The sequence below is a fragment of the Acinetobacter sp. ANC 4173 genome (assembly GCF_004331255.1).
Lineage (GTDB): Bacteria > Pseudomonadota > Gammaproteobacteria > Pseudomonadales > Moraxellaceae > Acinetobacter.
Genome location: NZ_SJOF01000006.1, coordinates 65,978 through 92,794, shown reverse-complemented (window position 1 = coordinate 92,794; position 26,817 = coordinate 65,978). Strand labels below are relative to the sequence as shown.

18 protein-coding genes are annotated in these 26,817 nt (G+C 41.4%); 8 read left to right on the top strand and 10 right to left on the bottom strand.

Translation table 11 applies throughout. The features are described from left to right. Positions 1-164: 164 nt before the first annotated feature. On the top strand, positions 165-878 hold the full coding sequence (locus E0H94_RS08850; RefSeq protein WP_131326066.1) for a DUF2846 domain-containing protein: 714 nt from the start codon (positions 165-167) through the stop codon (positions 876-878). 5 nt (positions 879-883) lie between these two features. On the opposite strand, the gene E0H94_RS18680 is transcribed toward E0H94_RS08850, so the two are convergent. From E0H94_RS18680 to E0H94_RS08835, 3 genes are all read right to left on the bottom strand, one after another. Then, on the bottom strand, positions 884-1,111 hold the full coding sequence (locus E0H94_RS18680) for a hypothetical protein (protein WP_227548570.1): 228 nt from the start codon (positions 1,109-1,111) through the stop codon (positions 884-886). A gap of 428 nt (positions 1,112-1,539) precedes the next feature. Next, positions 1,540-3,066 carry a fumarate hydratase gene (locus E0H94_RS08840; RefSeq protein ID WP_116758616.1) on the bottom strand — a complete coding sequence of 509 codons (1,527 nt, stop codon included), beginning with the start codon at positions 3,064-3,066 and terminating at the stop codon, positions 1,540-1,542. Between the two features lie 729 nt (positions 3,067-3,795). Next, positions 3,796-4,671: a helix-turn-helix transcriptional regulator gene (locus E0H94_RS08835; protein WP_131326065.1), complete on the bottom strand. Its 876-nt coding sequence runs from the start codon at positions 4,669-4,671 to the stop codon at positions 3,796-3,798. A gap of 180 nt (positions 4,672-4,851) precedes the next feature. On the opposite strand from E0H94_RS08835, the gene E0H94_RS08830 reads away from it, so the two are divergent. Continuing rightward, entirely contained in the window at positions 4,852-5,757 is a 906-nt protein-coding gene (locus tag E0H94_RS08830; protein ID WP_131326064.1) for a DMT family transporter, read from the top strand. A 57-nt stretch (positions 5,758-5,814) separates the two neighbouring features. Continuing rightward, positions 5,815-6,423, top strand: coding sequence for a class I SAM-dependent DNA methyltransferase (locus E0H94_RS08825; protein WP_131326063.1), 609 nt, complete (start codon positions 5,815-5,817; stop codon positions 6,421-6,423). A 99-nt stretch (positions 6,424-6,522) separates the two neighbouring features. On the opposite strand, the gene pta is transcribed toward E0H94_RS08825, so the two are convergent. From pta to E0H94_RS08805, 4 genes are all read right to left on the bottom strand, one after another. After that, complete coding sequence (gene pta / locus E0H94_RS08820; RefSeq protein WP_131326062.1) at positions 6,523-8,682, bottom strand: phosphate acetyltransferase; 2,160 nt, start codon at positions 8,680-8,682, stop codon at positions 6,523-6,525. A 48-nt stretch (positions 8,683-8,730) separates the two neighbouring features. Continuing rightward, the gene (locus tag E0H94_RS08815; RefSeq protein ID WP_131326061.1) at positions 8,731-9,954 is read right to left on the bottom strand and encodes an acetate/propionate family kinase; all 1,224 of its coding nucleotides are present in this window, start codon (positions 9,952-9,954) and stop codon (positions 8,731-8,733) included. A 303-nt stretch (positions 9,955-10,257) separates the two neighbouring features. After that, complete coding sequence (locus tag E0H94_RS08810) at positions 10,258-10,659, bottom strand: hypothetical protein (protein ID WP_131326060.1); 402 nt, start codon at positions 10,657-10,659, stop codon at positions 10,258-10,260. Between the two features lie 128 nt (positions 10,660-10,787). Next, a complete protein-coding gene (locus tag E0H94_RS08805) occupies positions 10,788-12,053 on the bottom strand; it encodes a glutamate-5-semialdehyde dehydrogenase (RefSeq protein WP_131326209.1) in 1,266 nt (421 codons plus the stop codon). A 309-nt stretch (positions 12,054-12,362) separates the two neighbouring features. Here E0H94_RS08805 and E0H94_RS08800 point away from each other — a divergent pair, with 309 nt between their 5' ends. Beyond that, positions 12,363-13,688 carry an alpha/beta fold hydrolase gene (locus tag E0H94_RS08800; protein ID WP_131326059.1) on the top strand — a complete coding sequence of 442 codons (1,326 nt, stop codon included), beginning with the start codon at positions 12,363-12,365 and terminating at the stop codon, positions 13,686-13,688. A 74-nt stretch (positions 13,689-13,762) separates the two neighbouring features. Here the strand turns inward: E0H94_RS08800 and E0H94_RS08795 are convergent, their stop codons facing one another. After that, complete coding sequence (locus E0H94_RS08795) at positions 13,763-14,638, bottom strand: class I SAM-dependent methyltransferase (protein WP_131326058.1); 876 nt, start codon at positions 14,636-14,638, stop codon at positions 13,763-13,765. A 109-nt stretch (positions 14,639-14,747) separates the two neighbouring features. Continuing rightward, entirely contained in the window at positions 14,748-15,767 is a 1,020-nt protein-coding gene (gene nagZ / locus E0H94_RS08790; protein WP_131326057.1) for a beta-N-acetylhexosaminidase, read from the bottom strand. 225 nt (positions 15,768-15,992) lie between these two features. Here nagZ and E0H94_RS08785 point away from each other — a divergent pair, with 225 nt between their 5' ends. Beyond that, positions 15,993-18,182 carry a carboxy terminal-processing peptidase gene (locus tag E0H94_RS08785; RefSeq protein ID WP_131326056.1) on the top strand — a complete coding sequence of 730 codons (2,190 nt, stop codon included), beginning with the start codon at positions 15,993-15,995 and terminating at the stop codon, positions 18,180-18,182. A 275-nt stretch (positions 18,183-18,457) separates the two neighbouring features. Continuing rightward, positions 18,458-20,506: an EAL domain-containing protein gene (locus E0H94_RS08780; protein WP_131326055.1), complete on the top strand. Its 2,049-nt coding sequence runs from the start codon at positions 18,458-18,460 to the stop codon at positions 20,504-20,506. A gap of 78 nt (positions 20,507-20,584) precedes the next feature. On the opposite strand, the gene E0H94_RS08775 is transcribed toward E0H94_RS08780, so the two are convergent. Further along, positions 20,585-22,159: a sensor domain-containing diguanylate cyclase gene (locus E0H94_RS08775; protein WP_131326054.1), complete on the bottom strand. Its 1,575-nt coding sequence runs from the start codon at positions 22,157-22,159 to the stop codon at positions 20,585-20,587. Positions 22,160-22,483: 324 nt separating this feature from the next. Between E0H94_RS08775 and E0H94_RS08770 the strand changes: the two genes are divergently transcribed. After that, complete coding sequence (locus E0H94_RS08770; protein ID WP_131326053.1) at positions 22,484-23,746, top strand: sensor histidine kinase; 1,263 nt, start codon at positions 22,484-22,486, stop codon at positions 23,744-23,746. A 316-nt stretch (positions 23,747-24,062) separates the two neighbouring features. After that, positions 24,063-26,816: a bifunctional [glutamate--ammonia ligase]-adenylyl-L-tyrosine phosphorylase/[glutamate--ammonia-ligase] adenylyltransferase gene (glnE, locus tag E0H94_RS08765; RefSeq protein ID WP_131326052.1), complete on the top strand. Its 2,754-nt coding sequence runs from the start codon at positions 24,063-24,065 to the stop codon at positions 26,814-26,816. Position 26,817 lies beyond the last annotated feature (1 nt).

Here is a 26,817-nt window from a genome sequence, read left to right as displayed (position 1 = left end):
GTTATTCGTCTGAAACGTGCGGAAATTTATGATTTCCGCACGTTTTTTTATTTGCAAGTCAAAAGCTGAATGTTAATCTGGGGCAAAGGCGAGGATGCCTAAAAAATGGAATATATCCAAGATCCACCCTAATAAATAAAAGAAATACGCGGTGAGGGAAAATCATGCGTTCGCTTTATCTTATCTTATGTAGCAGTTTATTTTTATTTGGATGCCATAAGCAGGCAGTTTTGGAACAACCTGAATTAAGCTCGACACTGCACTCTGTAGATACCAGTCAAGCCCCTGGGATTGTTGAACAGTACCGATTGGGGGTGACTTCGGTGGGTGGTTGGGTCAATAAAAAATTAGGTCAACGTTACCATCCTGTTCAGACGCAGCATAATCAAGCTGCGGTGGTCTATCTTTATCGTCCCGACAGTCGTTGGAATCGTCAAGAAATTGTGGCTTCCAGTCTTTTTATCAATAAACAGCGAATTCCGAGTTTGCTGAATAATCATTATTACTGGTTGGAGCTTCCTGCGGGAACTTATCGTTTATCGAGCAGTCGACCTTTAGGCATTCAGCATTTTCAAAAACCTAAATATTTAGATTTCACGGTTGAAGCGGGTAAGAGTTATTACGTGAAATATGATGAAGAAAATCTGAGTACACGTAAGGAAATTTCGGGACCGTTAATTTTGGTGCCTAACTCGATTGGGCAAAATGAAATTGCATTTACCCAACTGAAATCTTCAAGTTATAACTTTGTGGTGCAAAACCAACAAACAGGTGAGTTACGTCATAAAGCACAAAAAATTAAAGCAGCAAAATATGACGCTCAATCTGATGTGCAGCTTACACAACCCTTCAAAATTTGGGATATTCGTACGTGGTAATCAGCTTATTGGCTCTTTTTCGTCTGTTTGAATAATGGCTCAAGTGTTTTTGCCACTTGCTGATTGATTTCGTCTTGCGTTGCAGGGTCTTGCATCATTTGAGCCGACATCTGGATACTGTTGCGCATGATTTCACTCATCATTTTGCTACTTTTCTTGTTGATGGACTGTCCTACAGGTGTTTCAAGGGACTGAATATTGGCAAGTACTTCTTCTTCAATGAATGTCTGCATCTAGATATCTTTTAGCATTTGCATGAACTTTGGATCAGAAATTAATTTACTGCTGAAAGATGCAGTGATATCTGCAATTTGATGGGCTGCTTTTTATTGTTTTGTATTCAGTGTGGTTGTTTTGAACATGTTTTTGAGCATTTCTTCTGCTTGTTGTTCATAAACAGGACGCATTTCTTGTTGGGATTAAGCCAAAGTATCTTTAATGTCACCAAGTAGTAGAGCTTTTTCGACAGAAGTTTCGATTGCTGGCTTTGCGAAAGTGCTGAAACTCAGTGTACAAAGTGTGAGTGTCGTCAGGATTTGGCTTAATTTTTTCATGATATTTAGAATGAACGATAATTATAGAAAGAGAAATTTTGGGCAAAAAAATACCCTTAACAAGACCTTGGCATGTTAAGGGTATTGAAAAAAGCAAAACCTAGGGTTTAGCCCGCTGCAGCATCTACTACAGGAATTTTGCCAATTTTCGCTTGCCAGATTTTAGGTGCTGTGGCGTGAATAGACGTACCATTTACATCTACAGCAACTGATACAGGCATGTCTTTAACCACAAACTTGTAAATTGCTTCCATACCTAAGTCAGCAAAGGCAACTACTTCAGCTTCACGAATTGCTTTAGACACAAGGTAAGCCGCGCCACCTACAGCCATAAGGTAAGTTGCTTTGTTGTCTTTAATGGCTTCAACTGCCGCTGGACCACGGTCTGCTTTACCAATCATACCGAACATGCCAGTTGCTTCTAACACTTGGCGTGTAAATTTATCCATACGTGTTGCAGTTGTAGGACCAGCAGGACCAACCACTTCATCACCCACAGGATCTACAGGACCTACGTAGTAAATGAATTTACCTTTAAGGTCTACAGGAAGCTCTTCACCATTGTTTAACATGTCAACCATGCGTTTGTGCGCAGCGTCACGACCAGTGTAAATGGTACCATTAAGCAATAAGGTGTCGCCTGGTTGCCAAGCATTCATTTCTTCTTGGGTAATGGTATCGAGGTCTACACGTTTAGAACTTGAAGAATCCCAAGTTACAGACGGGTAGTCTTCAAGTTTCGGTGCTTGAATGTGCGCAACACCAGAACCATCTAACTGGAAGTGCGCGTGACGAGTTGCCGCACAGTTTGGAATCATGCCGACTGGTTTGCCCGCAGCGTGACATGGGTAATCTTTAATTTTAATGTCTAGAACTGTGGTTAAGCCGCCTAGACCTTGTGCACCAATACCGAGTGCATTTACTTTTTCGAAGATTTCCATACGAAGTTCTTCGATTTTATTTTCAGGGCCGCGACGAAGTAATTCGTCCATGTTGATTTCTTCCATGAGCGATTCTTTTGCAAGCATCATGGCTTTTTCAGCAGTACCACCAATACCGATACCCAACATACCTGGAGGACACCAGCCTGCACCCATGGTTGGAACAGTTTTAAGTACCCAATCTACAATTGAGTCAGATGGGTTGAGCATTGCTAGTTTAGATTTGTTTTCTGAACCACCACCTTTGGCTGCAACCGTAATATCTACTTTGTTGCCAGGAACAAGTTTGTGATAGATCACAGCAGGGGTGTTGTCTTTGGTATTTTTACGACCAAATGCAGGATCAGCTAAAACTGATGCACGAAGTACATTCGAATTTTCTAAGTAACCTTGGCGTACACCTTCGTTAATTGCATCATCGAGGCTCATGGTTAAATCGAATTTAACATCCATGCCCACTTCAACAAATACGTTAACAATACCAGTATCTTGGCAGATTGGACGATGACCTTCTGCACACATACGAGAGTTAATCAAGATTTGTGCAATCGCGTCTTTCGCAGCTTTGTTTTCTTCACGGTCATACGCACGGCTCATCGCTTGGATGAAGTCTTGCGGGTGATAGTATGAAATGAATTGAAGCGCGTCCTTGACCGAAGTGATCAAGTCATCTTGCTTGATAATAGTTGTCATATCCAATATCTCTTGAGCGGGCTGTTAGCTAGCGGGCTAAATTATAAGGTATAACGGCACGGTTGTGGGTGTTTTGCTGCATTTTTGGGCTAAAGTTTAATGGATAAAATCGGTTATCAAGAGCGCTATATTTCAGTAGGGGGATTTGAGTAAACTGCCACATTTATTGAAAAAGTCCAAAGATGGTTGAATGATTTAAAGTTAATGTGTTGAATGAATGGTCTTTAGTATGTTGATGATTTGAGTGAATTCACAAATGACAGAGTTGTCATAAAACTTTCGCATAATAAGCGCATTCCCAATAGAGCATTTTGTTATGACATCTGTGATTTTGATGGTTGTTGGTTTTAGTTGTTTTATTACGGCAACGTGGTTTTACGGTCAAAAAGAAGATCAGGCTTAAGCTTTATCTTCTTTTTTTGTTTTAATCTTTCTTCAAATCTTCAAATCTTCAAATCTTCAAATCTTCAAATCTTCAAATCTTCAAATCTTCAAATCTTCAAATCTTCAAATCTTCAAATCTTCAAATCTTCAAATCTTCAAATCTTCAAATCTTCAAATCTTCAAATCTTCAAATCTTCAAATCTTCAAATCTTCAAATCTTCAAATCTTCAAATCTTCAAATCTTCAAATCTTCAAATCTTCAAATCTTCAAATCTTCAAATCTTCAAATCTTCAAATCTTCAAATCTTCAAATCTTCAAATCTTCAAATCTTCAAATGTCTCTTTTTAAGGTCGGGTTTTTCCCATTTTCAGCAATTGCGAAGGTGGATAGCCGAAATGTTTTTTAAAGCGATGACTAAAATGGCTGCTGGAACTAAACCCATATTGAGCTGAAATTTCTGTGATATTCGCAGTGGTGGTTTGTAATGCTTGATGTGCCAATTCCAGTCGTCGTTGCATCACATATTGATGCGGTGGCATATGCATGGACTGTTTAAACATGTGCGCAAAGTGATACTCACTGAGCTGGGTTTGTTGTGCTAAATCGGATAGGGTTAAACTCAAATGTAAATGTTGATCAATCCATTGTAAAAGCTGTTTCAGCACATAAGGCGATAGCCCTCCTTTGACTTCAGGAGCTTGCCACTCGGTATGACTATAATTTTTAATCAAATGGTTGAGGAGCAGGGTGGTGGCAGTACTCATCTGTAAGTGATTTTCACGATTCTGCCAAGCATCATTTAGTAAAAAGTGTCGATAAATCATCGCAATTTGTGGATCGGCAACAAAGCTTTGCGGATTGAGCTGAATTTGGCTCGGTTCACGGTCCCAGACTTGTTCTGCCACACGTTTTAAGTGTTGTTCAGTGTAGTACAAATGTACGAAGGTCAGCGGATCACGTAAATCCCATGTTGAGTCAAAATCTTGTGGCATCAGGCACATATGGTCGGGTCCACCACCATTCTGCCAACCCTGAGCTGTCTTTTGATAACTGTGATAGCCACCTTGAATGTACATACTTAAAGTGTGGTGATTGCTACAGACCTGTACGCAGTCTTGGTTATTTTGCCACATGGCGAGCTGCATGCCTGAACCCAATTCGACCGAGTCGAGCAGTTGAGCTTTATGCTGTTGTAATTGATCTAGAATCTGATATTTCATCTTCTACACGCAGTACCAAATTGAGTAACTAGTGTAGGACTTCTATTCGGTCTTGTCATCCGTAGGCACAATTCAGTAAAAAATCACAAGTCGATGATAGTGACCGCAAGAAGCTGCAAGTATCGAGTGTCTTTGTTTCGAGATAATGTGCTCAAGGTGATGAGTTTGGGTTGAAATTGAATGAATGGGTTGTTATATGCTTTGGTTGTGGTGATTTGGGGAACAACATGGATTGCCATTAGCCTACAACAACAAAGCGGTATATCTGCGAATGTGGCGGTGTTCTGGCGTTTTTTTATTTCGGCAATTGTCTTGTTTGCTTTTATTGTGCTATGCCGAAAATTGCAAAAGCTGGCTGTAAAAGATCATCTGTTTTGTATGTTACAAGCCTGCTGTATTTTTGGTTTTAACTTTGTCTGTTTCTACTATGCGGTTCAATATATCAGCAGTGGTTTGGAGGCTGTTATTTTCTCCATGGCGGTCATTTTTAATACTCTCAACGCCAAACTGTTCTTTGCACAGCAAATTCCATCTCGATTCTATCCTGCGGCTTTGCTTGGGGTGCTCGGGATTATGGCCTTGTTCTGGCAGGATGTGATTGGTACCACATTAAACAGTCAAACCTTACTTGGGATATCACTGTGTATGGTCGGAACCTATGGCTTCTCGCTGGGCAATATGATTAGTACCCGTCATCAGAAAAATGGATTGGATATTTTTACCACCAATGCTTATGGCATGTTGTACGGTGCTCTTTTGATGGCATTTATTTCATGTCTACAACAGGACGACCTTTTTCCAACGATGCCTTTAAGTGCAATTTCTGCTTTAATTTATTTAGCAATTTTTGGATCAGTGATAGGTTTTACTGCCTATTTCTATTTGGTGGGGCGTATTGGTTCGGGCAAGGCAGCCTATAGCACTTTGTTATTTCCGTTGGTGGCTTTAGTGATTTCAACAGTGTGGGAGGGTTATCAATGGCATCCGAATGCAGTGATTGGAGTGGTTCTCATTTTATGTGGTAACGCAGTTTTCTTTGTTAAAATGTCGCGATCAAAGGGTATACAATTTTCAAAACAAAGCTGAGTTTTGTACAGATTACAAAGCATATCATTCATGTCTTTAACATAAATAAGAAACGTGATGCCAAACAATCATCTATCAGAGAATATTATTGAGCTTTATCAGACGTATGCACGTGAATGGGTGGCATTGCGTGGAGAGTGGCTATTTGAAAAAGTGTGGTTGGATCGCATGTTGGCTATGCTGCCAGATCAAGCCAATGTGTTGGATTTAGGCTGTGGGTCGGGGAAACCGATTGCTAGTTATTTCATTGAACAGGGTTGCACAATAACAGGTGTAGATAGTGCAGAGGCAATGTTGATGATGGCGCGAGAAAACTTTCCTGAACAAACTTGGCTTCAGGCCGACATGCGCCAACTCAATCTAGAACAAAAATTTGATGCAATCTTGGCATGGGACAGCTTTTTTCATTTGACGCAAGACGATCAACGGCACATGTTTGCGCAATTTGCTGTGCATGCTAAACAAGGCGCAGTGTTAATGTTTACCAGCGGTCCTGCACATGGTGAAGCAATTGGGGAGCTGTTTGGTCAAGCGTTGTATCATGCCAGTCTAGCTCCAGAAGAATACCGTCATTTATTGGCTCAATACGGCTTTCAAGTGCTGAAGATGGTTGCAGAAGATCCTGAATGCACGGGGCATAGCGTGTGGTTGACAAGAAAAGTTTGAAGCACTGTCGATATTCTGGGGTAATGACGCAATTGGGTTTCTTGATTAAAGCAAAAAAAAACCACTCCCGAAAGAGTGGTCTGGAAAACTGAAAATGATTTAAGAGGCTTTGCTGGTTTTAGCTTCAACTTGTTGTTCTGCTTGAATCGCAGTCAGCGCAATTGTGAACACAATATCATCCACCAACGCACCACGAGACAAGTCATTTACAGGTTTGTTTAAACCTTGCAGCATTGGCCCAACGCTCACCACATTGGCAGAACGTTGTACCGCTTTATAAGTGGTGTTGCCGGTATTTAAATCTGGGAAAATAAAGACATTGGCACGACCCGCAACTGGAGAATCTGGCGCTTTAGAACGACCAACACTTTCGACAGAGGCTGCATCATATTGTAATGGACCATCAATCAAGAGGTCAGGGCGACGCTGTTTTGCAATAGCTGTCGCTTGGGCCACTTTTTCGACTTCTACACCTGCACCTGATGTACCTGTAGAGTAGGAAATCATGGCAATACGTGGGTCAATGCCAAATGCTTTGGCTGAGTCTGCTGATTGAATGGCAATTTCCGCCAGTTGTTCCGCATCTGGATCTGGATTAATCGCACAGTCACCGTAAACATAGACTTCATCAGGCAACAGCATAAAAAATACTGAAGAAACTAATGAGTATTCAGGGGCAGTTTTAATTAACTGGAATGCAGGGCGAACCGTATTGGCTGTGGTATGGACTGCACCAGAAACCAAACCATCAACTTGATCGAGTGCCAGCATCATCGTGCCTAAAACGACGGTGTCTTGCAGTTGTTCACGTGCTTGTAATTCGTTGATTTTGCCTTTACGTAACTCGACCATTTGCCCGACATAGTTTTCACGAATCTGGTCTGGGTCAATAATTTCAAGGTCAAATGGCAACTCGATATTGCGGGCTTTTGCCACCTCAACCACAGCTTCGGGCTTAGCCAAGAGAATACATTGGGCAATACCACGAGATTGACAGATTGCAGCAGCTTGAATGGTGCGAGGCTCGTCACCTTCTGGTAATACAATGCGCTTTTTGGCATGGATGGATTTTTGCACCAGTTCATGACGGAACGCAGAAGGGGACAGACGTGGATGGTAAGCACCCTTCAAGAGTAGAGCTAACCATTCTTCATTAATATGGCTAGAGACAAAGCGAGTGACTTGCTCGGCGCGCTCAGTATCATCTACTGGAATTTCATTGCTCAAGTTCATTAAGCTTTGAGCGGTTTCAAACGTACTCAGCGGAGTATGTAAGATAGGTAAGCCTTGCTTAATCGCCGTCTGGCAGAAATCTAGAATTTGGCTATTGGGTGCATGATGTTCAGTCAATAGTAGACCCGCGAGCGGCGTTCCATTACTGCTGGCTAAGCTACTGGCCAATAAAACATCGATACGGTCTGAAGCACTAATGATTAACTCACCTGCAACAAACTTATCCAGTTCGTGTTCAATATTGGCTGCAATCAGGCTGCTGTGCAGCACACGACGTTGTAAAGCTTCACCTTGGCTAATCCATTCAGCTTGTAAATTGGCTGCCAAATCAGACATGCGCGGTACACTCAGTGTATTACTGAATGGTACCAGACCAATCACGGGCAACTGCGCTGTACCAATATGGGCATGAGTTTTTTGAATATCAGCCACAAATTTGTTGGTATCGCTGACTAAGCGTAGGCTTGGATCGAAGGTCAGTGGAATTTGTGCAGAACCTTCAGGTAAACCCTTAGTGCGCATGAATAGCACGCCAGCAGTACGATCACTTGATGCACCACCAAAATGACGCAGTTGAGCTTCGACTTTTTCAGCTGATGCAGAAGCTTTATGAATATCTGCATTGCTCACGATAATGACTTTGGCATCTAAGGCTTTTGCTAAAGCCGCATTCAGTTCAGAGGCAAAAGCATCACGTGCGTTTGGTAATAACCCTTCAACAATAATGATGTCATGTTTTTTTGCAATTTGACGATGTAAGCGAACAGCTTCCTCTAGCAGTTCATCACTTTCACCACAGTTTAATTGCTGAGTGACGGTTGCATAAGGGATGGGTTCAACAGTTTCACTTTTGGTGAGATGCTGAAAAAGAGCACTGGTACGATCAGCTTCAATTTTACTTTCTTGAGAAAAAGGTTTAAGAAAGCCCGCTTTAACACCTTGGCATTCTAAAGCATAGCTTAAACCTAAACATGCTGATGTAAGACCAACGCCTTCACCAGTTGGGACTAAAAGAATTGTTTTCATAGTCGTTATATTCATTAAAAATAGGAAATGCAGTCAAGGCGCGATTGCTTAAGCAATCGCGGCAGTTGATTCAGACTTTTTTGCAGTTGTCTGATTAACCTCATGGTCGACAACGCTTGCTGTCTCTTTGGCAATGCGACCTTCTTCATCGGTTGGAATGACCCAAATTTGTGGACCAGTCCCTGCATCAATACGCCCTTCGGTACCACGTTTGAGGCTGTTATTTTGCTCTTTGTTCAGGTTAAAGCCGAAGTGTGGTAAATACGACATGGTTTTTTCACGGATGTAGGCAGAGTTTTCACCAATACCACCGGTGAAGAACAAACCATCTAAGCGTGGTAAGCCACAGCTAAGTCCAGCTAAAGATTTTGCAAGGCGATAGCAGAATACTTCAATGGCGAGTGTTGCATCTTCATTGCCTTGTTCAGAGGCTTCAATCAAAGTGCGCATGTCATTCGAAAGGTTGTCTGATAAACCGAGTAAGCCACTTTCTTTGTTGAGCATTTTGTCAATTTTGTAGACATCCCAACCTAAGTTAGAGGCTAAGAAGCTGTGTAAACTTGGGTCTACATCGCCACTGCGAGTCCCCATTACAATGCCTTCGAGTGGCGTTAAACCCATAGAAGTGTCAACACTTTGACCATTCCAGATAGCACAAGTCGAGCTACCGTTACCTAAGTGAGCTGTTAACCAGCCGCCTTGTTTTAAGCTGCCTGCCAATTCTGAACCACGTTCAGACACATACGCGTGGCTGGTGCCGTGGAAGCCGTAGCGACGGACATTGTGTTCAGTGTAAAGGAATTTAGGCACTGCATAGCGGTAAGCATGTGCAGGCATAGTTTGGTGGAATGCAGTATCAAATACTGCAACTTGTGGCAATTCAGGGAATAAACGCATGGTTGCATCTATGCCAACAAGATGTGCAGGGTTGTGAAGCGGTGCAAGCGGCGTCGCTTCACGAATACGTTCAATAATTTCTGGTGTCAGTAATTCAGCTTTGGTCAATGTACCACCATGTACAACGCGATGACCAATGGCTTGAGGGTTATAGTGAGAAAGACGCTCTAAAATTGTTTCTAATGCTTTTTCGTGATCCGCATGAGGAATAGACAGTTCTAGTGGTGCGCCACCAACAGTGACACCTTTAATGCGGGCTTCAGCAGAGCCTAAGTTTTCTGCCAAACCAAAAATACGATCTTCACGGCGTTCTGAAACAAGTGCATATTTAATTGAAGATGAACCGCAGTTAATTACTAATACTGATGTAGACACGTTTATATACCCGAATTTTAATTGAAATAAGTCGTCCCTAAAGTGATCTTTATGCAGTACTTATTAATGCAATCCAGATCAGTAATAATGTTTTATCATGTGTTGATTTTCTGTCCTAGATAGACTTTAGGAGATTAGACTTAAGCACTATCGACCAGTGAGACAATAATAAATAGAATTTATAGGTTGATAGTTTTCATTTATTCATGAAATAGTGCTTAAACCTAAATTTTTCTTCCCGTACATCTTTAACCCTAGCATGAGAAATGAATTTTGAGCAGGAGTTAAGTGTTGTTTTTATGCTTAGTTTTGATACTTGATTTCTGACCAGCGTACAATGACATAGGCAATTAATGCCACCATAAAAAAGACCAACATCATCCAAGCCAGACCTTGTAAGGTTTCGATGATGGTCCGGTAAATTTCCAGTACCCAGCGCTCTTGAGTCAGTTCTATCACAATTTTCTTGTCATGCTCGGTATAAGTCAGCGGCGTGATGTATTTTTCCATATCGTAAATACGAATGCCTGAAGATGTTCCGACCACCATACCAGCAAATTTGGTGTATTTTGCCCAAGCTTCATGAATCGGGTCATGAATAATGCGTGCCAGAATTGCATTAATCGAATTAGAAAAAATTTTCATTACTGTAAAAGAAACCAGTAATGCCAGTAAAAAGGTACAAATGATCAAATAATAAAACATGCGCTTTCCCTTTTATCTTTTTCAATTTTTTTATCATGTTACAAAATTTAAGGCAGGGATAGTGTAGTCGCTGTGTTCAGCTTCATGGTTGAAACTGAACACTTAAAGATATTTTAGTTAGAGAAGAATTATTGGCGAATTTGTCCGTCGCCTAACACAATCCATTTTTGCGAAGTTAAACCTTCTAAGCCGACTGGGCCACGCGCATGAATCTTGTCGGTAGAGATGCCGATTTCAGCGCCTAGACCATATTCAAAACCATCGGCAAAACGGGTAGAGGCATTCACCATGACTGAGCTTGAGTCGACTCGTGCAAGGAATTGACGCGCCAAACTGAAGTTTTCAGTAATAATCGAATCGGTATGATGCGAACCATATTTATTAATATGTTCTATCGCTTCATCCATTCCCGATACGACTTTAACTGCCAAAATTGGACCTAAATATTCAGTGTACCAATCTTCTTCACTTGCAGGTTTAACGGTACTGCCTAAAATCCGTTGTGTTTCAAGGCAACCACGCAGTTCAACATTTTTCTCTGCATACAATTCTGCAATGCGCGGTAAAAACGCTTCGGCAACTTTTTCATCCACCAAGAGGGTTTCCATGGCATTACAAACGCCATAACGATGGGTTTTGGCATTCAGTGCAATCGGTAGTGCCTTGTGTAAATCTGCCTGTGCTTCCACAAATACATGGCAGTTCCCATCTAAATGTTTAATCACAGGAATACGGGCTTCATTGCTCACACGTTCAATTAAACTTTTGCCTCCACGTGGAACAATCACATCCACATATTCCGACATGGTAATAAGCTGCCCCACGGCTGCACGATCCACGGTATTAATCACTTGAACTGAAGTTTCAGGTAAACCTGATGCTTTGAGCCCATGCTGAATAGCTGCTGCAATGGCTTTATTCGATTCCAATGCTTCAGAACCGCCACGTAAAATAATGGCATTTCCAGACTTTAACGCCAGAGAAGCGGCTTCTAAGGTTACATTTGGGCGTGATTCATAAATCATACCGACCACACCCAGTGGCACGCGCATTTTTCCAATTTGGATGCCAGAAGGACGGTAGGCTAAATCCGTGATTTCACCAATCGGATCGACCAGACTAATCACATCTTTAAGACCTTGCAGCATACCTTTAAAGCGTGTGGGGTTGAGTTCTAAGCGATCAAGCAAGGCACTGTCTAATTGATTGTTACGGCCTTTATCCATGTCTATTTGGTTGGCCGCTAAAATCGTAGACTCATTGTTTTGTAATGCTGTGTAAATTGCAGACAAAGCATTGTTTTTCATTTGGGTAGAAGCGCTGGCTAACACGCGCGAAGCTTGGCGTGCTTGTTGTCCTACCGTTTGCATATATTGTTCAATCGACTCTTGCATGGCGGTTTGATCACTTAGAAATTTCAGTTCCGATAGTAACAGCCTGTGTACTGACAATGAAGTCTCTCAGTGAAAATAGGCAAAACTTTAGCGTGCATTCTGTCTCACATCGCTTTTACCTTAAAAAAAAGATAAGCGGTCATGGAATGAGTTGCGTCCAAAAACAACCTTTGTATATTATGGCTAGCGATAATGACATTGACGTCTTACACAAAAAAATAGAATGAGTTTGTGCTTAAAAATAGGCACATACGTTGCATAAGTAGTGTCTTGCAAAATAAAAATAAGACAAGGATGGAGGTAAGGAATATGAATTCCATTATCCAATTGGACGCGGAATTACAGTCATCAATAAACCGTCATGGTTTTTTTGATTTATATAATAAGCACAGCTTTAAACAGCCAGCTCGAACCACTTGGATAGATGGGTGGAAAATCGAGTACATGGCGATTGCTGAACCTGAAACGCTTCACCGCACCCCGATTGTGATTATTGGTGGCGCATTCCAAAATTTTAACTCTTATAAATATTGTGTAGAGCAACTGTTTGCCGCAGGGCCTGTCATTTTAATTGATTTACCTTCAATGGGGGCAAATCAGCAAATTACCAATGTCGATACAGGGCTTTCTGCAGGTACATTAGAGTTAAGCGATCTTGCCGTCATGTTGGGACAGTGGTTGGATATTGTCGGGCTGAAGCGAGTTTCGGTCATGGGGATGTCTTTAGGTTCAGTGTTGGCATCGGGTTTGGCAGATTTACGTCCAGAATTGATTGATCGCATGATTTTGATGGGGGTGATGCAAAAAACACGCAAAAGCTGGCGCATGTTACTCGAAGAATCCTTATTTCTCATGCAAGAACAGCGTATGGAGGAATTTGGGCAGGCAGTCATTTTGTATTTGGTGAATCATGCCAAATTAGATGTAACCCGAATGTCGCCGACAGCAAAACGGTTGTTCTTTCGACAGATGGCCGAATTTACTGCAACCGAGCAAGAACGCTATGAGATTAACTGTAATCGCTTGCTCCGTTTAACTGATGTGCCAATTCCAAGCTGTAAGGTTTTAGTGGCTTGCGGTCAATATGACAGTTTCACCTTGCCTTATGAAAATGCCAATTTTGCCTTGCAATGTCCTGAGATGGAATTTGCCATGATTGCCAATGCGGATCATGTGCCACAGTTACAGCGCCGTAAAGAAACCATGCATTTGTTCGCAACTTATTTGCGTGGCGAGTCGATTCAGCAACTCGATGGCATTCTGAATATGACGCGGGCACAGTTATTAACCTTGGAACGGCGCGGTGAATCACGAACTCAGGTGAGTCAACCATTTACTCATTTCACCCATCGCCATTCAGATTTACAGCTAGCAACTGAAATTGAAGATATGAATTTCTTTGGTTTAAAACTTAATTTTCCCCAAGGTGGCAGTCAAATCGCTGCGCAATATCCGCGTGATTTAGCTTTACATTTACATGATGAGGAAGGTTCGTTTGCGATTGAATGTTTGATCTTTGAAACAGGTGAAACGCATGTTCGTGCCTTATTTAAACACGGTGGCTTTGACGTGGCGGAACGTCTACTGCGCTATATTCAACGCCAGCAAGCCTTGATGATGTCCGCAAGTGCCTAACAACGAGTGACAAGAAATTTGCAATGAAGTGTCAATCAAAGGGAGCGATCGATCGCTCCCTTTTGAGTTTTATTTTAGTACTTTAACGTGGGCTGTGAAGTACGAGATTTACTAGAAGCATGCAGCATCCAGACCAAATCGCCGAGATGTTCTTCCGACGTGGTTTCATCTGTTTGTGCTTGGAAATAGAGTTTGGGTTGAATGACGGATGATGTTTGGAAACCTGCGTCTTGCAAAAAAAACTGCACCTCTTCGGGTTGAGTAAAGTGAAAACTAAAGGCACTGCGAGACATCATTTTTAACAGTTTGCTGCTACTCCAAATGATATGTGCCAATTTATTTTTGACGGGTTCAGGATAAATATCACTGAGATAATGAATTTCAGGGAAGTGCTGTCCATTGTTATTAATTGCTTGGAATAATTGTGCCAATGAGGTTTTATCAAAGTAGTTAATCAGCCCTTCACTAATCACCACCAGTGGAAAACGCGTGTCAAATTTTTGAAAAACTTGCGTAAATTCATCGCTAAAAATATCCGCACTCAGCACTTGGGGGGTATTTGATTCAAGTTGTTGTAGTGCTTGAGTTTTGACGTGTGCCATTTCAGGTAAGTCTAATTCTCGATAGACCAAATTGGGAAACTTGCGGCGGAAACTCCAACCGCGCGGTGAAAGCCCACACGCAATTTCTAAGACTTGTAGCTGTGGGTGCTGGGCAATCAACTGATAAAGATGTTCATCAATCATGCGATGACGTTGTTTTAAGGTGCTACGCATACTGCCCCCGACATAGCGCTCTGCCCAAGATTCTAAAGGATGCACCAGTTTTGCTAAAAATTTACCTTTGGCTGTGGCAAAAACGGCATTTGAAATTCCCATTTGATACCAAATATAGCCTGTGTAATGGGCTGTAAAAGAGATATGGCGATGTTGTGAAAGTCCTTTTGGCATGTCTTCCTGACCTACTTTTTTGTTTTGATTTTAGTACAGCAATAGTTGCTGAAAGTGCTTACATCATAAAGAAAAAGGAGCACTTTGTGGTGCTCCTTCCGTCGAATAATTAGTTGGCATTTCTAAAGGCGGTAATGTTGTCTCTTACACGTTGCCACTCAGCACCCAGCGCTAAAGTTTCACCAATTTGAATATTCGGGATTTTACCGCGCATACGTTCTAAACGTTGCTGATTTGGCAGCGGTAATTCCGTCATACCTGCTAAAGCGATACATTGCGCAGCACGGTCATTACACACCAGCCCCATATCACAGCCTGCTTTCAGTGCAGCTTGAATACGGGCATCGGCACCTCCCGCAACACACGCAGCTTGCATGCTTAAATCATCGGAGAACAGTACGCCATCAAATTTCAATACTTGACGAAGAATGTTTTGAATCCAGAACTCGGAGAAGCCTGCTGGGTTCGGATCAACCTGATCATAAATCACGTGGGCGGGCATGAGGGCATCGAGTTGCGGCATCAGTTGAATAAAACTTTGCATATCTTTGGCAAAGATTTCCGCATAGGAACGAGAGTCAATGGCTGCTGCCACATGTGAGTCTGCCTTCACTGAGCCATGACCTGGGAAGTGTTTGCCTGTTGAAGCCATACCTGCACGTTGCATACCTTTCAGGAAAGCACTGGCAAGCGGCACAATATCTTGCATATTTTTGGCAAAACTACGGTCACCAATCACATCACTAATGTCATTTAAGTCGAGCACAGGCGCAAAGCTAAAATCAATCCCAACAGCCAAAACTTCTGTTGCCATGAGCCAACCACATTGTTCAGCAAGGTCTAATGCCTGCTCAGCATCTTTTGGATATAACTCACCAAAGCGACCCATGGTAGGAAGTAGGGTAAAGCCTTGTTTTAAACGTTGTACACGTCCGCCTTCCTGATCGACCGCAATTAAAATTTCAGGACGAATTTGACGCATATGATCGGTCAGTGCACGGACTTGTTGTGGGGACTGAATATTTCGTGCAAATAAAATCACACCACCGACTTGCGGAGCTTGCAATAGTTCAATATCTTCTTGAGTAAGTTCTGTGCCAGCGATGTCTAGCATCAATGCGCCAATCATATCGGTGTCCGTGTTTGAATGATTTAAATAAAGAGGCTGAAGGGATCAGCTTCCGCGAAACAATACCCGAATTCTGCAATGATTTGCTACATTTTGTCAGCACAGATTATGATAAAACTACACGACATAAACATATTTAGTTGTTTAAGATGTTGAATCTGCACCATTCATTTTGAATAACGACGCAGTAATTTTGGTCAAAAACCAAGGAAGTACAAATTATTTATGAAACTTCAAACAATAGCTTGTGCAGTTGCCGTTGCGACTGGTGGTTTGTTTTTCACACACGCAATCAATCAAGCAATTGCAGCTAATGAAACCGCTGTAGTCTCTCAATCTGTCGTGCCAACAAAAGAACAAGCACTGGTTTCACGACAATTGGCCACTTTAGTTGATCGCCAACATTATTTAAACATGCGTTTGGATGCAGACACTTCGAACCGCATTCTTGATTTTTATCTGGACAGTTTAGATCCAGACCATACAATTTTTCTGAGCTCAGAAGTTGAGCAATACAAAAAACAATATGGCTCAACTTTTGGCGCAGCATTAAAAGCAGGGGATTTAACGGGTCCTTATGCCATTCATGCCCAATATCGTGAACGTTTGGCACAGTTTTATGAGTTTATGCTGGCAGAGCTGAAAAAACCGCAAAATTTGAATCAGCCGAATGTTTATATTGATGTCGATCGCGAAAAAGCAGCTTATTTTAAAAATACTCAAGAGCAGCGTGCGTATTGGCAAAAGATGTTGGTGTCACAACTCATCAATTTGAACATTAGCAAACAAGAAGAGCAAGCCAAGCAAAAAGTTCTGAAAGATAACCCTGAACTCGCCAATGGACAGGATCTAACCAGTCCAGAAGACCTCACTCCAGTACAAACCCTGACTAAACGTTACACGCGTCAATTAGAACGTATTAGCCGTACCAAAAGTGATGATGTTCTGGATAAAACCTTAAATGCGATGATGCTGACCTATGATCCGCACAGTAACTATTTCCCACCTGTTGATGCGATGGAATTGAACCGTCAAACGACCTTGCAGTTAGAAGGGATTGGGGTATCTATTCGCCCAGAACGTGGTAATGAAGACTATACCAAGATTGAAACCATTGTAGATGGTGGTCCTGCAAGTAAAACTGGGCAAGTGAAGTCTGGTGACCGCATTATTGGTGTGGCACAAGACGGCGAGAAAATGATTGATGTGGTGGGGTGGCCAAGTAATGAAATTGTTGGGTTGATTCGTGGTAAACGTGGCACCAAAGTGACGATACGTCTATTGGCGGCAGGGGCTTCAATGAGCCAAGCACGTAATGTCATCATCGTACGTGATGTGATTCAGGAAGAAGATGCTCGAGTACGTTCACGTGTGGTTGAGGTGAAACGTGATGGAAAAGTGCACCGAATGGGTGTTATTGAAATTCCATCTTTTTACTTGAACTATCGCGCTCGACGTGCGGGCAATGAATATCGTTCGGTGTCAGAAGATACCAACAATGCCTTGAAAGATCTGCAAACGAAAAATGTAGAAGGCATCATTATTGATTTACGGAATAACCCGGGTGGTTCTTTAGAAGAAGTGGCGCGTATGCTAGGGCAGGTGATTAAGTCTGGTCCAGTGGTACAAATTCGAGATGGCAATGGCAATGTCAGCGTGTTTGAAGATGATGATGGTGGCGCGCAAACCTATGCGGGTCCATTGGCAATCTTAATTAATTTGGCTTCAGCTTCGGCCAGCGAAATTTATTCTGCTGCGATTCAAGATTATGAGCGTGGCATTGTCATTGGAAGCACCACTACAGGTAAGGGAACAGCGCAAGTTCAATTAGACAGTTTGGCTTATGGACAGGCGACCTTAACTCAGCGTAAGTTCTATCGAGTCACAGGAGGAAGTACGCAAAATAAAGGTGTTATTCCAGATGTAACGTTGGTGGATATCTATAACGAGGAGTTTGGTGAGCGTAAAGCGAAGAATGCTTTAAAATGGGATACCATTCCAACAGCACCATTTAAGCGAGAAGGCTCAGTGAAGCCTTATGTACAGCAACTGGATCAAGCTTCTGAACAGCGTGTAGGTGTTGAGCCACAGTTCAAATATTTGGAACAGCGCAAAGCGATTGCCAAAAAATCGGATGAACAAAAACGTATTGTGCTCGACATGGATCAACGTAAAGCGGAGTTGATAGCACTAGAGCAAGAAACTTTACAGGCAGAAAACCAACGTCGTCAGGCGACAGGACAAAAGCCATATGCAAATTGGGAGAGCTACCAAGCATCTCTAGATGCATTGGCGGAGTCTCGTGCTAAAATGAAAGCAACACAACGCCCTGCATTACCTGAAGAGGAAGTATTTGTGACCGAAGCGGCGAATGTATTGCTGGATTATGCGAAAATACAGAAAGTGAAGTCCTAATTCTTTAGCAGGATAGACCCGATTTAAAGCCAGTCTCATTGGACTGGCTTTATTGTATTTTGAGTTTTAAAAAAGGCATAAAAAATAAATGGATAACCGTCAAATATGGCACTATTTTTTCAAAATAATCAAGAATAAACACTTGACCAAAACGATAGAGTATTAGATTCTAAACAAGATTATAAAATTTGAAAAAAACTTACCGTTTTTTATCGCTTGAGAGCTCGACTTTGAATGTATTGATAAAAAAAAGATGACCTAAACGGAAGCTTTATATGGTTCATATACATTATGATTTAAGCCTAGTTATAGGTTCTATTTTATTTGCTTTGTTGGCATGTTTAATGGTCGTGTCACTCGAACAATTATTATTTCGTGGGCCACAGCAGAAGCTTCACAACCTAATTTTGGTGACCAGTGGATTGGTGCTTGGGGTTGCCATTTGGTGTATGCATTTTATTGCTATTTCCGCCTACCATTTTCCAGAATCATTTACGCTAGATTTTGGGCTAACTTTAACCTCTTATTTCATTGCATTTATAGCTTCGACATTCGCCATATGGTTGATTACCCGTCCAACCTTATCATTTGCACGTCTCATTATGGGGGCAGTATTGATGGGATTGGGGATCTCTGGCATGCACTATACCGGGATGCTTGCATTAGAATTGCCGTCTTATCATATTCAATACGATGCCATGTTGGTGGTGTTCTCGATTATTTTTGGAATCTGTGGTTCAGGCTTAACCTTCTGGTTAACATTTAAATATAAAGCGGCAATCAAATATAAACTCTGGTTAAAACTGGCCATTGCGTTAATGATGTCGACCACCATTGTCGGTATGCATTTTAGTGGCATGGCCGCAACCACGTTTGTCAAATATGCCACCGATTTGATTATCTTGAACCAATCGGGTTATAGCTTAATTTTGTTCACCGTATTATTGGTGACCTCTCTGATTTTTATTGCCGCTTTTTTTGTCGCGGTGTTAGAGCAACGTTTAGAAGAGCGCAACTTACAGTTATATACGGCAAACCAAGAGCTGGCGAAACAAGCCGTTAGAGATAATCTGACTAAATTACCTAACCGGTTGTATTTAGCTGAATATGCGCACTTTCTATTTACCAATCACCGTTACAATGACCAAAAAATTGCTTTTCTTTTTATTGATTTAGATCGATTTAAAGGGGTGAATGATGTCTTTGGTCATCATGTTGGCGACCAATTGTTGGTTCAGCTATCAAGCCGTATTCATGCACAATTAAGTGAGCATCAAAAATTGCTCCGTATTGGTGGAGATGAATTCTTGATGGTGATTGAAGATGCAAGCTTAGAACAAGCCGAGCATATGGCAAATGTTGCACTTGAACAAATTCAAAATAGCTTTTTGATTGCAGGGAAGGAAATTAATATCTCGGCAAGCGTTGGCATCGCGATGTTTCCTGAACATGGCAATAATTTGCAAGACTTATTAATCAATGCAGATGCGGCGATGCTTTCCTCGAAATATCAGGGTCGCAATACCTATTCGGTGTTTAACTATACGGTAGATCAGCAGGAAACCAAAAGTTTAACCAAATTAATCAATGATTTATATAAAGCTGTGGAAGAGCAGCAATTTATCTTGTTTTACCAACCTAAATTTACTACTCGCGATCATCAAATTTGTGGTGTGGAAGCATTAATTCGTTGGCAGCATCCAACTTTGGGGCTATTAACCCCAAATATGTTTATTCGGGGTGCTGAAAAGACCGGGCTTATTATTGAAATGGGCTATTGGGTACTGGAACAAGCGTGCCGTCAGATTCAAATTTGGGAAAAAAATAACGCACCGTTTTTCCCTGTTGCTGTAAACCTTTCTGCAGTGCAATTTGAGCACAAGCATTTATTCACCAAGCTAGAACAGTTATTTGAAAAATATCAAATTGATCCAAATCATTTGATGATTGAAATTACAGAAACGACGGCGATGCATCATATTGAATCCAGTATTTTGAGTTTTGAGCGTTTGCGCCAAATGGGCATTAAGTTGGCAATTGATGATTTTGGTACAGGACATTCGAGCTTTCTGTATTTAAAAAATCTTCCTGTGGATGAGCTGAAAATAGATCGTGAGTTTATTTATGATTTAGAAGTTGATTCTAAAGAAGAAATGATTCTAGAAAGTATTATTCAACTGGCGATTAAACTCGGTTTGGTGGTGACCGCTGAAGGGGTGGAATGTGCCTCACAAGCAGAAATTTTATCGCGTTTAGGCTGTCAACAATTACAAGGCTATTTACTCGCTATGCCCATGGAAGTCGAGCAACTCGAACGCTTTTAACCATCAAATTGTGAAATGTGGGTTAATAGCAATCTAATTTTGATTGCGCGCGATTAAATTCTCAAGTATCAGTTTACGTTACATACAAATGCGATTGCGTCCATTCGCTTTGGCTTGATACAGGTTTTCATCAGCCAGTTTCATGACGGCTTTAATATGAATTGAAGTGTTCGGCCAATGTGCAAGACCAATGGAAATGGTGATTGGACCAATCCCTTCAATTAAAGTCGATTCTAATTTTAGTCTTAGACGTTCTGCGAGTTTATAACCAATATTCAAATCGGTACTTGGTGTTAAAACAATAAATTCTTCACCGCCGAAACGGCAACAGACATCATTATCGCGGAAGTTGGCCTGAATCAATTCAGCTACTTTTTGTAAAACCAAATCACCTTTGTCATGTCCATAGGTATCATTAACTTGTTTAAAGTGATCAATATCAATGGCGATCACACAAAACTGGGTTTTGGCATTGATTAATTCTTGAGTAAACACATCCATGCCACGACGGTTATAAAAGCCTGTCAGTGGGTCAGTATTGACATGATAATTTAGCTCATTGATACGCTTTTTAAAGTTTTGAGCACTCAGCAGTAAAGATAGGCGAAATTTTAAAACTTCAAAATACCAAGGTTCAATGCTTTTAATTTTTTGATCGATATCTGGGGTATTCAATACACTGGCCATTTTTGCAAGTTGTTCTAGTGGATTGGAAATGAGATAGGCAATACGCCACACGATAAAGAAAATAATTAAATAAAAGATCGACATACCGAACAAAATTTTATAAACAATATTGGTGGCTTGTTTTAATAGTATCGCAGTGGGTTGTTGGGAAACGATGATCCATTTGGTTGACGGTACATAAGCAAAACCAGCGAGATTTTCATGCCCTTGGCTATTTACCAATTCCATTTTTCCATACTTGGTCGCCTGAATGTGGGCAAGCCCCGAGTTGTTCGTTACCGTTTCACCAATTCGTTTAGGATCAGGGTGAAAAATAATACGATTATATTGATCAAGCACATACATATAACTGTTTTGGTAATTATATTTGATACTGAGCAATTCGCGGATTAGATTATTCTTCTTTAAATATAATGCTCCGCCAATAAAACCGAGATATTGGTGGTTTTGGTCAAAAATCGGTTGGGAGATAAAGACAATTAAATTATGTCGAATTGAATAATAAGGTGGTGTGATAACAGGGGCTTTTTTTTCTAATGACAGTTGAATGCCATAGGTTTTATTGACTTGCTGTTTATTAAATGCCAATTGCTCTGGTGCATAAGTGACAAAACGTCCCTCTTTATTAATCACCACGACACTATCAAAAAAATCGGATTGATAACGTAGACGATTGACTTCATTTTGTAGCGCGGTAGGGTCATCAAAAGAATGCCCCAGAATATCTGCACTATATGCCAGTTGCTTGACTAAACTTTTAAATTGTAAGTCCGTTCCTTGCGCAATTTTTGAAGCATAATCAAAATTAACAGACAATGAATTTTCAATCAGTTGTTGACGCTGAATGTAATAGCTGACTGTCAGTGAAATCACGAATAGGCTAAATACACTAAACATCGCAAGAAAAAGAATTAACTTTCTCAAATCTAGATTGAGTTTTGAAAGTAGCCTTTGCAGAGAGGTCATCACAATATAAGTCGGGTGCTGTTGAAAATGTCGTATATGCTAAATGCTGTCGAGTGACGATATTGGATTGAAAGTCAGTCTGAATAAAACTTGTTTTACATCGGACAATGTATAGAGAAACGAGATAAAAATCTAGTTTTGATGAAATTTATCTATGCGTTTAACACGCGCATGACTGGTCAACTCAGAGATTAAGTATTATATTGTTTTTGTAAATATATTTTAATTTTTTGTATCATAATTCCAAAATCTATTCTTAATTAAAGATTTAACTGAATCTGCATAATCGACAGTCGCAATGTTTGATTTTCCCCCGAGGCAATTATGAACATACAACTCTTAGAGATTGGCTCAGAAACCGAGCAGTTAAGTGCTTGTAGACTGTCATTGCTGTTAGGGATTACCTCATCACAGAATCAAATTGCGAGTTTTCTCAAATTGGCGCGACAACTGCTTGCCGTGGATTATGCTGTTTTACAATTTTATAATGAGCCTTATGCATGGGTGTCCATGCAGTCGGGTTTAAAAGCTTATGCCAGTTCCCCATTGTTTCCCAGTTTGGTCAGACAAGCCTATATCGATGAGCGTCATCCTGACTATTCAATTTTCTTAACAGCAATTTCGACTTTAGGCTTGGTAGCACAGCCCCGTTTAGTGGTTTTGAATTTACAAAATAGCGAAGGTCATTCAGTTGGTCATGTGGCTTTGTTTGACCATCAAACACAAGCATTTACCCAAGATCAAATTCAAATGCTGCAAGAGTTATTTGCCAGTTTAATGAAGCATATTGAACTTAAAATTGATCATGCCGAACTGAAAGAAATGTATGAGCAGCAGTCTGCATTAAATTTTAGTAAAACCAAATTCTTCCAGATTATTGCACATGATTTACGTGCCCCATTTCATGGCTTGCTCGGATTTTCAGAAGTGTTAGCCCAAGAGCGTAGTAGTTTGGATGAAGATAGCATTCAGAATATTGCAGACTATTTGCATGACACGACGCAATCGACATATAGCTTATTGGAAAGTTTACTCAATTGGGCAATGGCAGAAGGTGGGCGTTTTGTCTTCCATCCCATTAATTTCCAGTTGAAACAGGCTTCAAAAATTGTTTTTGATGTGTTGAATGGCTTAGCCATTAAAAAGAAGATCCAATTGATTGACGCTGTACCCGAAGAGATCAAAGTCTTTGCCGATATTAATATGGTCACTTCAGTGATTCAGAATTTGGTCTCGAATGCGTTGAAGTTTACCCATATGGATGGTTCTGGCGTGGTGAAGATTTCTGCTGAAGTGAATGAAAAAGGGGTCGAAATTGCCATTCAAGACACGGGCTTGGGCATGACCGCACAACAAATCGAACAGCTATTTCAACCGCGATTAACGGTCAGTTTTAAAGGTACGGATGGCGAAAAGGGCATGGGGCTTGGCTTAGTACTGTGTAAACGTTTTGTAGAAATTAATCAGGGCGACATCCAAGTACAATCTAAAGAAGGGGAAGGGACCTTATTTAAAGTGACTTTACCGCAAGCAGAATCATATTTAGCTCTGGGTCAAAGCCAAAAGAAAAAAGAAGTTTCGCCTTAACAGCCTGCCTTTTCCTAATGATTCAGATTGTTCGAAAAAATCCTTCAAAACTGAAAGCATTCGGTAGTATCCCCGCATCTGATTGAGTACACTCGAACTCAAGTCGAATTCAGACTTATGCCCAATATCGGCTCTGATTATTTCGAAATATGCTGGGTATTCGGTCAGAACCTAACGGATTCAAAGTGTCATTGATGCTTGAATCTGGGTAAAAACTAGAATGATTATCTAATAGATGAAAATTAAGATGTCATGAAGCTCGATGGCTTAAAAAAAGTTGAATCAGGCATGTGCCAAAGAAGGAGAGTAGCTCTTGATGAACGCTGAACAATTGCAAAAAACGTTGTGTGCGAGCCAGTATGCAGAACAGGTTTTGGCAATCCATACAACCTTATTAGAACAAGATTATGGCGTTGATCAGTTTCGGACTTCATTAACCACCTCGCAAATTTTTTTACACGTTCACCAAGAATTAGACAACGTAGAAGATGAAACCACATGGCTGCGTTTAAGTCGCATTTTGCGGGCACGTTTGATGTTTCGCTGGATTTGGCAAGATGCGAACCAATTGACCGATGTTGTGACCTTAACGCGCGAGTTATCTGATTTTGCGGATGCGATGGTCTGCGCAGCAAAAGCATTTGCACGGAAACCCTTAGTTGCTAAGCACGGTGAACCGATTGGCTATAACGGTAAAGTGCAAGATTTGATTGTGATTGCTATGGGAAAACATGGTGCACAAGAGTTAAATCTATCGAGTGACATTGATCTGATTTTTGCTTTTGATGAGCAAGGTGAAACCAATGGACGTAAATGTATTGATGTCCAGCAGTTTTGTATTCTTTGGGGACAAAAGCTGATTTATTTACTGGATCACATGACTGCTGATGGTTTTGTGTTTCGTGTGGATATGCGTCTGCGTCCGTGGGGAGATGGATCTGCGCTCGCAATTAGTCACGTGGCTTTAGAAAAATATTTGAGTCAGCATGGACGTGAATGGGAGCGTTATGCTTGGATCAAAGCACGTATTGTGACGGGCGGCAAGCAAGGCGATGAATTGCTCGCCATGACACGTCCATTTGTATTCCGACGCTACGTCGATTACACCGCATTTGAAGCCATGCGCGAAATGAAAGCCATGATTGAACGAGAAGTGGCGCGTCGTAATATTGAAGACGACATTAAACTGGGGGCAGGCGGGATTCGCGAAGTTGAATTTATCGTACAAGTTTTCCAATTAATTTATGGTGGTTCAAAACTCGAGTTACAAGATCGTCAATGTTTGGTGAGTTTGCATCATTTGGGTGAGGTGGGATTACTTGACCCACAAGTTGTGAATGAACTGGAAGATGCCTATTTATTTCTGCGTCGAGTAGAACATGCCATTCAGGCCTTAAATGATCAACAGACGCAATCTTTACCAAATGAGCCTGAACTGCGCCAACGTATGGTAGATACTTTAGGTTATGCCGACTGGCAAGAATTTTTGGATGTGCTGAATCAGAAGCGCGCTAAAGTCATTTATCAATTCGAGCATTTGATTAAAGAAAAAGAACCTGATCCATTAATCGAGAGTTTTGGTCAGTTAGAACAACGTTTACAAGCCGTACTGGATGATGATGCCAAAAATTTAGTGCATGAGTTTTGGTATGGTAATGCCTTGAAAAAACTGCCAGCAAAAGCAGTACAACGTTTGAAAATGTTCTGGCCGCATTTGATTGAGGCAATTTTAGAATCGGATAAACCGCAGACGGCTTTATTGCGTTTAATGCCTTTGGTCGAATCGGTAATGCGCCGTACGGTGTATCTGGTGATGTTGATTGAGAGCAAGGGCGCGCTACAGCGTTTAGTCAAAATGGCGACTGTTAGCCCGTGGATTTGTGAAGAATTGACGCATTATCCTGTGTTGCTGGATGAATTTTTGTCGATGGATTTTGAATTGCCTCGCCGTCAAGATTTACAAGATTCATTACGTCAGCAATTACTGCGCATTGAACTGGATGAAGTAGAAGACCTGATGCGGGTACTCCGTCTATTTAAAAAATCCAATGTTTTGGCTGTGGCTGCCAGTGATGTTTTGGCAGAAAGCCCACTGATGAAAGTCTCCGATGCATTGACCGATATTGCAGAAGTTTCTGTCAATGCAACCTTAAATTTAGCCTACCAGATGGTCGCAAAAAGGCACGGTTTCCCTGTGGATATTGAAGGGCAACGCTGTGCCATTGATCACATGGCGTTTGCCGTTGCGGGCTATGGTAAGGTAGGTGGCATTGAGTTGGGCTATGGTTCAGACCTTGATCTGGTGTTCATTCACTATATGGATGAACAGTCAGATACCGATGGACCAAAATCGATTAGTGGTTTTGAATTTGCCATGCGTGTGGCGCAAAAGTTTATCTCATTGATGACTACCCAAACTTTAGATGGTCGGGTCTATGAAATTGACACACGTTTGCGTCCTTCGGGGGAAGCAGGTGTGCTTGTCACTAGCTTAAAAGCATTTGAACAATACCAACTTAAAAATGCGTGGTTGTGGGAACATCAGGCATTGGTACGCGCACGCTCGATTGCGGGTGAAGAAACATTGCGAGATAAGTTCGAGCAACTACGCTGTCGTATCTTAACGCGACCAAGAGATGAGGCAAATGTCCGCGAAGAAGTACTCAAAATGCGCCAAAAAATGAAAGACCATTTAGGCTCTTCTAAAGAACAGCAAAAAGATGGAATTTTTCATTTAAAACAGGATGCAGGTGGTATCGTTGATATTGAATTTATGGCACAGTATGCTGTGTTAGCCTGGAGTGGGTCGAATCCCGATCTCGCCCACTACTCCGACAATGTACGAATCCTTGAAGACGCTGCAAAAGCAGGTTGCTTATCCAGTAACGATGCAACAGCATTGATTCAAGCTTATCTCAGTGAACGAGCCGAGAGCCACCGTTTAGCGCTTGCGAATCAATCCATGCAAGTCAATGCTGCGGACTGGCACGATACCCGCGTGATCGTTTGCAAGTTATGGCAAAGATTAATAGATCCAACGGCTATGTTGGATAAAAATGACTGTATATAAA